We start from the raw sequence: 3,352 nt of genomic DNA, 5'->3' as shown, positions 1-3,352 counted from the left end.
GGTTGTATATCATTTATTTTTTTTATAGCATTGGATGTTAGTTTATTGTAATGAAGTAATGCACGGGACTCGTGACTGTTTATTGTTGTTCTAGGGTAGGCTTGTTTTAACAACTTACTTGATTACAATAATAATTACTTATTTAGAGAAATAATAAATAGAGTCTCACTTTATGACATCAAACAAAAATTGGGGTTTTTCACATTACGACGATGGAGCTATTGAACAAACCATAATCATTAAAGACAATGAATAAGTTTTACAATATACTATATAAGCCTATCAAATCATTTATTGTTTTGCTTTTTCTATTAATTTGCTTTCCTGTTACCGCACAATTTTTTGGTCCTCGACAACTGATTGATACTGATAAAATATTTAGAGACATAGAATTGGGCGATATTGATGGCGATGGTCATACTGATGTTTTAATAGGGAGTGTCGATCTGGTGGCTTGGTATCGCAACCTTGACGGAGATGGCTCCTTTAGCGAAGCCATCCCCATCGAATTGGACCAGTCTAATGCTTATAGTGTTAAAATTACTGATATAAACCAGAATGGGATCAACGACATTGTGGTCTCTTATTTTAACCTGGATTATGTAGCCTGGTACCCCAACGACGGTTCGGGGAACTTTGGAGAAAAAGTAATTATTGCCAATGGTTTGGATAGTTGTTTTAATGTGTTGCCGGTAGATTTAGACCAGGATGGCGATATAGATGTCGTGATAGGGATTGTAAATGGCACAGGGTTTTATTGGGCAGAAAATTTGGATGGACAGGGCTTGAGCTGGCAATTGCATACGGTTGATTCTTCCTCTTCTCAAGCCCGAACCCAGCGAGTGGGGGACATTGATGGGGATGGTGATTTTGATATTGTATCAAATATGGTCAGTACAAATTGGATGGCATGGTATGAAAATTTAGATGGGATCGGGCAACAATGGGAGCAGCACATAATCGAGTTAAATGGACTCTATGAAAATTCGTTTGAGTTGGTTGATATGGATGGTGATGGGCATCTCGATATCGTGAGTCAAAAAAGACAAGGCAGCACATCAAACCCAGACGCTATAGGTTGGCGTAAAAACGATGGTTCTGGTAGTTATAGCCCATTTGAAGTACTGTATGAAACTGATGGGTTTTCTCGTACAGTTACAGACGTGAAAGTTGAGGATATCGATAATGATGGGTATCCTGATATTGTGGGTTTGGTGTCTCAGGTTTTTCTTGAAAACAACCTCATTATTTGGATTAAAAACATTGATAATGCCGGTACATTTGAGGAAGCATCAATAATAGATTCTCATTTTGAAAAACCTGGTAACTTAAACTTAGCTGATGTTGACGGTGATGGTGATTTAGATTTGTTTTTAACAACATCTCCTGGCAGGGAGTTAATGTGGTTTGAAAATCTAACTATTTTGAATACAGATGATTTTCAAGACAATGGGGCTGTGGTGTATCCCAATCCCGCAACAGCATTTATACACATTGCTTATGAGGGTGTTATTGACCGGGTGCAATTTTATACCGTTGAGGGCATCCCGGCACTGGAAGTCACAGGCAACCCTAAAACCATTGATGTTTCTACTTTGACAAGCGGTTTTTATGCCGTCGTCATCGAAACTTCAGAAGGCAGGAGTGTGTATAAGGTGGTGATTGACTAGATGAATCGCGGTCACTTGTCAGTTTAGATTATCAAATCAACTCATTATAAAAAAAAGCTGCATTCCCTATGCAGCTTTTTTCAAATGAAGGATAGCAGGCTTTTAATTTGGACTTAATCAATGCTGCATGCGGTAGTAGCACAGCTGTTTTGTGGTTCAGGAACAACAGCTGGTGGAGTTGTGGGCTTGTCATTCCATTGGAGCATGGTATCGGGCGCGGGGCGTGCATTGATGCCTTCGCCATAAACAGTTGCCTTGCCGTGGGTATAGAAGGCTTCTCAGTCAACTCCCTGCGGGTCTGAAATCCAGCTTTTTTGAGATTTTGAATAGCAACAAGTGCATTCGCCTTCTTCCCTGACTGTGCCTTTGGCTAGTTGCAAGGCTTCATAGACATCGTGCAATTCAGTTTCGCTTTCGGCTTCCAGGCCCAGGTGTTCGATGCCTGTTTGTTCATGACCGGTTGAGATGGCGTAGTTCAAGCGGGGGTCTTCCAGCATCCATTTGGCATAGTCGGGTTTAACCACTGTGGGAGAAGTCTTGAACAGGGCGGTGTAAAAAGCAATACTTTCTTCCAGGTTTTTTACTCTGAGGTGCACGTGAAATCGTTTCATAATGGTGTTGTTTTAAAGTTTATACCATCATGACGGAAGGGCTTTTAAAAAGATGCAATAAATTAAGTATTTTTTTTCTTGAGTTCCTGAAGCGGCTTACAACTCTCCTTGATGTCAAACGAAATGAGGTTTCCGTTCTTGTCGGTTTCAAAGTGACAGCAGGTGACGAACTCGGCTTTTAGCAGTTCGCGGCCAAGTTGTATGCGCGACTTGGCAGCTGTGAGTGTAAGTCCTAAAGCTTTTGCCACCTCTGCTTGTTTCATTCCGTCTATGTCGGCCATTTTAAGGGGACGTGCATAGGCTTCCGGTAAAAAGTCGAGCATAGGGAGTATGTAAGGAAGGGCTTCCTTAAAGGCTTGTTGCTCATCTTCTTCAGCCAAGGTGGGAAAGCTATCAGTGGTTTTGACTTTTTGATTGTGCCGGTAGACATCTGTTATGGTGTTTTGGGCAATTTGAAAGAGCCAGCTGCGCAGATTGCACACCCCACTTTTGGTAAGGCAGAAGTGATACACCTTGAGCAGTACTTCCTGAAGGATGTCTTCAGCTATTTCCCGATCGTTCACCCGTTTGAGGATGTAGTGATAAAGTGCTGTTTTATGATCCATCCAAAGTGAAGGCACATCACAAGTGGGGGTTGCGTTTTGTTTGTTCAACGGTTACTGTATAAAATCAATCCTACTCTTAGAAAAAGAGTATTCAAATATAGTATATAGTTGTTGTTAAAACAATATTTTAATACCCAATGAATCCACTCAAGTATAAAGTTTTGAGCAGGATTGATTGGTGTTTTATAAACGGATTAATATACTTCATCTTTTAGGAGCTGTATAAAAGAAAGTTATTTTAAAGATATGATTCAACGACAACTTAATAAACCACCACTTTTTTTAGCATGTTTTTTTCCCGGGTATTGGGCACTTCTGCTATCAGCAAATAGTTTCCGGGTTCAAGGGTTGCAGTAAAATAACCGATGCCTCCCTGGGGCATATCGTTCACACCGCCCAAAAAGGTAAAACCATCAGGAGCAGGTTCTATAAGTCCCTCAGGGTTTGACCAGTCCATCCATTGCTC

The 3,352-nt window shown here is 40.8% G+C and carries 3 protein-coding genes and 1 pseudogene; 1 reads left to right on the top strand and 3 read right to left on the bottom strand.

The window, feature by feature from the left end; all coding sequences use genetic code 11:
• The first annotated feature begins 248 nt into the window (after positions 1-248).
• Positions 249-1,670 (top strand): FG-GAP-like repeat-containing protein, encoded by a 1,422-nt coding sequence (locus AACY61_RS10810; protein WP_339611592.1) that lies wholly within the window; start codon positions 249-251, stop codon positions 1,668-1,670.
• A gap of 278 nt (positions 1,671-1,948) precedes the next feature.
• Here the strand turns inward: AACY61_RS10810 and AACY61_RS10805 are convergent, their stop codons facing one another.
• The 3 genes and pseudogenes from AACY61_RS10805 to AACY61_RS10795 form a co-directional block, all read right to left on the bottom strand.
• Positions 1,949-2,281, bottom strand: a complete 333-nt coding sequence (locus AACY61_RS10805; protein ID WP_339611591.1) for a VOC family protein — start codon at positions 2,279-2,281, stop codon at positions 1,949-1,951.
• Positions 2,282-2,343: 62 nt separating this feature from the next.
• Positions 2,344-2,934, bottom strand: coding sequence for a sigma-70 family RNA polymerase sigma factor (locus AACY61_RS10800; RefSeq protein ID WP_339611590.1), 591 nt, complete (start codon positions 2,932-2,934; stop codon positions 2,344-2,346).
• A 214-nt stretch (positions 2,935-3,148) separates the two neighbouring features.
• A pseudogene (locus AACY61_RS10795) lies at positions 3,149-3,352 on the bottom strand (hypothetical protein); the annotation flags it as partial.

This window comes from uncultured Planktosalinus sp. (assembly GCF_963973675.1).
Lineage (GTDB): Bacteria > Bacteroidota > Bacteroidia > Flavobacteriales > Flavobacteriaceae > Planktosalinus.
Note: the sequence above shows the minus strand (reverse complement) of the source record. Positions and strands in the feature narration are given on the sequence as shown.

Coding starts and splice junctions, on each gene's coding strand:
- AACY61_RS10810 (WP_339611592.1), top strand. CDS start 249: ATGAATAAGTTTTACAATATACTATATAAGCCTATCAAATCATTTATT.
- AACY61_RS10805 (WP_339611591.1), bottom strand. CDS start 2,281: ATGAAACGATTTCACGTGCACCTCAGAGTAAAAAACCTGGAAGAAAGT.